Origin of the sequence: Ureaplasma diversum NCTC 246, from assembly GCF_000731915.1 — a bacterium.
GTDB classification, from domain to species: domain Bacteria; phylum Bacillota_I; class Bacilli_A; order Mycoplasmatales; family Mycoplasmoidaceae; genus Ureaplasma; species Ureaplasma diversum.
The window spans coordinates 1-3,209 of sequence record NZ_JFDP01000027.1 but is presented as its reverse complement, the minus strand read 5'-3'; the positions used below and the strand labels follow the sequence as shown (position 1 = coordinate 3,209).

Sequence of the window (3,209 nt, the reverse complement as noted above, 5' to 3'; positions counted from 1 at the left end):
ACTATCAAAGGATTTATTAATATATGAGTAAATTCAAAAATAAAAAGGCATTAACTCTTGCAGTTGGTGCTATTATGGCAGGGGTTAGTGTTATTGGAGTAGTTGCAGCTTGTGCACCAACGAAGGCAAAACCAAGCAACCCATCTCAAGGCACTCAAAACCCATCTCAAGGCACTCAAAACCCATCTCAATCTGGTGGAACAGAATCTACAAATCCAGGAAGTGGAAACACTACAAATCCAAGTGGTCAAGGTTCAGAAAATAACACAACTAATCCATCATCAGGTTCAACTAATACAAATCCAGGAGCAACTAATCCAGAATCTGGAATTAAACAAGAAGATCCAATGACAACTAATCCAAGTAAGCAAGCACAACCAGAAGATCCTAAGAATTCAGGTGGTGACACTAATTCAAAAGGTGAAGAAAAAACTGAGGGAAATAGTCCGAGTGTAGGTTCTGGTTCTAATGAAGAAATGAAGGATAATAAAACACCAAACCTAGGTTCTAAACCATCTGAAGATTCTATAAGTTCAGATCAAAAAGGTGAAAAAGATGGTAATACTAATAACCGGAATCCATCAGAAACCCAAAAAGTAGACCCGTCAAGTCCAGGAAGTGCTGAAAAACCAGATATGCAAGCTGATTCTCCAAAAGAAAATGGTGATAGCTCAAATGGGCAAAACGACGGTAAGAAAAAAACTGAAGCACCACAAGATCCTAACACTGAAAGCACATTACCACAAACAGGTGAAACTGTTAAACCTGTAGCAGTAAATTTAGAAGATAATGTAAAACTTACTGAAAACAATGTAGATTTTGTTTTACCTTTAAAGTTCGAAAATGCTGATGGGAAATTTGTAGATGTTGAGCTTTTAGAAGTTAACGGTTCAAAAGATCCAATTAAATCAAATTCAAGAGTTGAAATAAAAGATAATTCTGCTATTGTTTCTTTTTCTAATATTAATCTAATAAGTAAATATAAAGTTAAAACAATAAAACTGTTTGAAACGTCAAAACCTGAAGATGAAAAGTTTGTTGATGTATCTGAGAAAGTGAATGATAGAGAAATTAGTGTTGATTCAAAAGTACTAAAACTTGTACAATATCAAAGACTTCCTGATGGTTGACCACAAATAGTTCTTGAAGTTTCTACTAAACTTTATAGTCAATTTGATGGTAAAAAGTTTGGGTTTAGCATTGAAAATAATGCCAAAGGAACAGATTCTACGACGCATTTTGCTACAAAGCCTAATGATAGTACACCTATATGAACAGAAATAGTAAAACAAGGTAATGGAAAAACGTCATTCCTAATTTTCACTGATTTCCCTTATCCTAATGAAAAAGGCAATGGTAATTGATACATTAAGAGCCTATGATTTAACACTGACACTCAAAAGAACAACCTACTAAAGGATACTATTGAATTTAAATCATAACCCAACCCTTTATTTCCTCTTTTTATTACTTAAGCATAAAAATTAAACATATAAAAACACAATTAAAACCGACAAAAAATGTTGGTTTTTTTGTTTCTATACAATTACATTCTATTAAAACACGTAAACGAAATTATTAAAACAAAACAAAATTACGAATCTATCAAAACACCTTTAACCGGAACATTTGCCTAGAAAGTCCTTTTTTTTTTTTTTTGAAGCACGAAAAATTGAATTTAGAATTGCTCTATATTTCTGAAACCAAACTTTTAAAAAGGAATTTTCAACATAATTTTAACTATCAAAGGATTTATTAATATATGAGTAAATTCAAAAACAAAAAAGCACTAGCTTTATCTGTTGGTGCGATTATGGCAGGGGTTAGTGTTATTGGAGTAGTTGCAGCTTGTGCACCAACAAAGGCAAAACCAAGCAAACCTTCTCAAGGTACTCAAAACCCATCTCAATCTGGTGGAACTCAATCTACAAACCCTGGAAGTGGTAATACAACAAATCCAACTGGTCAAGGCACTCAAAACAACGGAACAACACCTCCGTCAGGCGGTTCAACTGATGGCGGTAATACAACTTCACCAGGTGCTTCAACTAACACACCTCCAACAACACCAAAAGGTGATGGATCAAATCAAGGTGGATCAACTGATGGCGGAACAACAACTTCACCAGGCACAACTCCGCCTGCATCTCCAGAAACTCCTAAAACACCTAACCCAAGTTTAGGAAACAAACAAGAAGATCCGAAGAGTTCAGGTGGTGATGCCGATTCTAAAAAGGATGGAAATAACCCTAACCTAGGTTCTGATCCATCAAATGGGTCTGCAAATCCTGGAAGCGAAGGAAATAAAAATCAACAAGAAAGTCCTAAAAATTCAGAAGAATCTAAGACAGGTGGAGACACGGGAGCTGGAAGTAAAGAAAGTTCAGAAGAACAAAAAGGACAAACCGGAAGCTCATCTAGTGATAACGCTGAAACTAATGGAAAAGCACAACAACAACAACAACAACAACAACAACAACAACAACAACAACAAGCTGGTTCTAATGAACAAACACCTGAACAAAAATTAGCATTAGAAAAAGAAAAAGCAAAATCTGAAGTTAATAAATTAAGTAACTTATTAACTAAAGATAAAGAAACATTTACAAATCAAATTGATCAAATTAAAGATCCATCACAAGCAGAAAAAATTAATGATGTTGTTAAAAATGCAAAAGAAAAAGATACTGAAAGAAAAAACCAAATAACTCCAGTAAAATTTTGAGTAGCTCCTGATAAATATTTTTGATTAACATTAAGAACATCAGCAACAACATTTAAAGAAATTGAAAAAGATCGATTAGCCTTTAAATTAGAAAAAGGTCTAGCTGAAGTTGAACAATTAGCTACAGCCTTTATTGGGTCAAAGGACTTCTTTGTGGAGAAAAAAGTGAATGGTGATTTTGTAACATTTACTATTTCTTCAAACCTTCCTTTTGTCAAACCTGAAGAAAAAGGAACATATCGAGTTACAAGTGTGTGATTGTCTAAGGATAATACAAAGAAAAATCTATTAAGTAAAAGCAGTGAAGAAGTAACAATAAAATAAAAACCCTATAAAAACCAAACACCACACCCAACTAATTAGTAGATTTAATAACAATTAACTAATATTAACACAACAAAAACCTAGGGACATTCCTAGGTTGCTCGATTGCAAGAGCAACTGCAACATTATTAAAGTAAAATTTAATGATGGCAGTTGATCT

At 33.6% G+C, this 3,209-nt stretch carries 2 protein-coding genes; both read left to right on the top strand.

Translation table 4 applies throughout. From position 1 onward, the window contains the following. Window positions 1-23 precede the first annotated feature (23 nt). Complete coding sequence (locus tag UDIV_RS01020; RefSeq protein ID WP_038102036.1) at window positions 24-1,442, top strand: hypothetical protein; 1,419 nt, start codon at window positions 24-26, stop codon at window positions 1,440-1,442. Window positions 1,443-1,762: 320 nt separating this feature from the next. Then, window positions 1,763-3,049, top strand: coding sequence for a hypothetical protein (locus tag UDIV_RS01015; protein ID WP_038102033.1), 1,287 nt, complete (start codon window positions 1,763-1,765; stop codon window positions 3,047-3,049). Window positions 3,050-3,209 lie beyond the last annotated feature (160 nt).